This is a genomic window from Acinetobacter sp. YH16038 (genome assembly GCF_013417275.1).
Lineage (GTDB): Bacteria > Pseudomonadota > Gammaproteobacteria > Pseudomonadales > Moraxellaceae > Acinetobacter.
Genome location: NZ_VPEG01000105.1, coordinates 1 through 2,494, shown reverse-complemented (window position 1 = coordinate 2,494; position 2,494 = coordinate 1). Strand labels below are relative to the sequence as shown.

Sequence of the window (2,494 nt, the reverse complement as noted above, 5' to 3'; positions counted from 1 at the left end):
TGCCACTCCGTATGCCGGGCACGCGGGGGCAGGCAAAGCTCGATCTAGGATGCTTATTTGATGATTTAAAACACGGATTAACGAAGACTTATCATTTTGGGTCTTGAACTAAACACTGTTTATTGTGAAAATAGAGTTCAGGTACCAGCCTTTGGTGAAATCATAACGGTCGCCAAACCTTATGATCTTCGTTATTCGATGGGTTAACATCAAATAACTGCGTACCGTAGAATTTACTGGAAAACCCCTCTAAGTTGCAAGGCTTAGGGGGGATTTTCTTTATAATTTACAATTACAAATTTACTTATCCTTATTTAAAGCAAATTTTCGCTTCTTAATCACAGTAATTGACTTTTCTTGTGAAGCTATATTTTGCTGAATAGCTACCTGCTTCATTTTTACTGGTAAAGTAATCTTTTCATCAGATTTGGGGCTAGATTCTTTAGGCTTTGAATCTGTTGGCTTTTGCAAAGTTGCTTCTTTATTTTTAATTTTTATATAAATTTTATGTACGACCGTATTGTGTTCTTTGATCTCCTTATTTTTACTCTTTATTTTTTTATATTGTTCTTTAAAGGGCGTTATAAAATTCTTAACCGTTGATAGCAGTACAGCTTCATCAGAGTGTATATCTGCTAATGTCTTTGGTGTTTCACTTTGTACAAAATCAATAAAATGTAAGGGAAATTTTTCAATAATCTCTGGAGTAGCAAAACTAACAAAATGATATCCGTGATAAGAAATTACAGCGTAATTTGTATCCTGTTTAATCGGATGTTTGATATATCCCTTTACTGTCGCTTCTCCTTGATCCAATAGCTTTTTTAGATAGAAATCCTTGATATGATTCTCTAAAACTCTACTTTTTCTATAAAAATTAATCTTATTGTTAATCTCTTCTCGCTCTTCTATTTCATCAACAATATCTAACTTATGACTAAATTCAACAAATTGAGCATGATGATATTCAGCAAGTTTAGAAGTCCAAATTAAGATTTGTCCAAGATTATCAGGCTTAATAATCTCAATATCGTTGAAATCAAGTTTTTTTATTAGTGCAAGTTCTTCATGCTTGAACTCTTTTCTTTCCAAACTTGAATGTTTCAACATAACAACTTCCTTAACCACGGCGTATCCTTCAAAAACTATAAAGTAAAAGCTCATTTGGTATGAATACCAAATGAGCTTTCTAATTAATCAATCAAACATTAAAACAAAAAAGGGAGGTCATACCTAATTAAGTACGTTTCAATGCCATAATATGGCGAACCATATCGTTAATATGTTGTTTTGTTTCATTATCTTGTGAACCTAACCATGTCACCACATCAGCATCAAAAGCCTTTGCTTGAGCGATGGCGTGACGTTCCTGTAATTTTTTCACAAAACTAGGTTTAACCAATGGGGCATTGGTAGGATCAAAATTTTTATAGCGTTCTAATTCATTTTGCATTGCTGTACCTCCGCTTTTGGTGATGTGATGGTTCAAATGCAGTGATTATTCTCGCAACATCTCCACGTTCAACCCAAACCACTGTTAATAGTCTACCACGATTGCTTAAACCGACTGATATTAGTCGTTGTTCGTCATAGTGTCCTACATCATCAAAAGACATCAATGCAGGATCAAGGAAAATACTACAGACTTCTTCGAACGTAATTTCACGCCCTCTGTAGACTAAATCCATTTTTTGGTCATGCCATTCAAATAACAAGCCGTAATATTCAATCAATGGCATGATTACCCCTTTTCCTCTCGTAGAATTGAAATTAAGTAAGAATTTTCTTTTAGCATAAGAAATATTCTTATTATTTTGGGTCTATGACACAAAAATCGCCATTTTTTCCATATCCGCACTGCTTTTTCATCACTCGGACACACGGTTTAGATTCTCCATCAACTTTACAACTTCCAATATCAAACTGGATGCCTTGCTGTCTCAGGCTCTCGATCTGCGGGATATTGCCTAAAGGTTTGATATAAACACTAAACAGCCAAATGATACCAAGCATCAGAATGGCAAAGATGCCTAGAACAATGGTAATGAGCTTCCATGACAACTGATCACGGGCTGATTCAATTGAATTATTCAAGCGTCCAAGTGCTTTAGCGGTCTTAATAAGCTCCGCTGTACCCTCCTGTAAGCCCGTATTTAGCGATTTTGATACAGTATGGTGGGTCTGCCCAGCAATAGTGCTTTGAATGTGTTCTTTCGTGATTTGAAGCTCTTTAACGGCCTGATTGACGAGGTTCTGCTGTTGTTCTGCAACTGCCATTAGTGCATATAGCTTTTTTTCATCAGGTGTCATCGGCTCATCCCTCTAAACTTCATTGTTTTCTGTTGCTCTCTTTCTAATTTCTGCTGTTGTTTGTACTGTTCCAAAGCAAGCTGTTTAAAGCTGTCAAAATCAGCCTTAAAGCTCTCAATACCCTGTTTAATTTCTTTGTCTGAAATTGGGCTGTTTTTGAGGTCTTTCAGGTCTTTTTTAGGGT

The 2,494-nt window shown here is 35.8% G+C and carries 4 protein-coding genes and 1 pseudogene; all 5 read right to left on the bottom strand.

Features of this window, described 5'->3' with window-relative positions:
• Window positions 1–300: 300 nt before the first annotated feature.
• Complete coding sequence (locus tag FTV34_RS16965) at window positions 301–1,110, bottom strand: hypothetical protein (RefSeq protein WP_108091266.1); 810 nt, start codon at window positions 1,108–1,110, stop codon at window positions 301–303.
• Window positions 1,111–1,237: 127 nt separating this feature from the next.
• Window positions 1,238–1,453, bottom strand: a complete 216-nt coding sequence (locus FTV34_RS16960) for a hypothetical protein (RefSeq protein WP_042087985.1) — start codon at window positions 1,451–1,453, stop codon at window positions 1,238–1,240.
• Window positions 1,443–1,739, bottom strand: a complete 297-nt coding sequence (locus FTV34_RS16955; RefSeq protein WP_042087986.1) for a BrnT family toxin — start codon at window positions 1,737–1,739, stop codon at window positions 1,443–1,445. Before FTV34_RS16955 ends, FTV34_RS16960 begins: the two co-directional genes overlap by 11 nt.
• A 70-nt stretch (window positions 1,740–1,809) precedes the next feature.
• Complete coding sequence (locus FTV34_RS16950; RefSeq protein WP_068550831.1) at window positions 1,810–2,310, bottom strand: hypothetical protein; 501 nt, start codon at window positions 2,308–2,310, stop codon at window positions 1,810–1,812.
• Window positions 2,307–2,494 (bottom strand): annotated as a pseudogene (locus FTV34_RS16945) (MobA/MobL family protein); the annotation flags it as partial. The gene FTV34_RS16950 and the pseudogene FTV34_RS16945, both read right to left, overlap by 4 nt.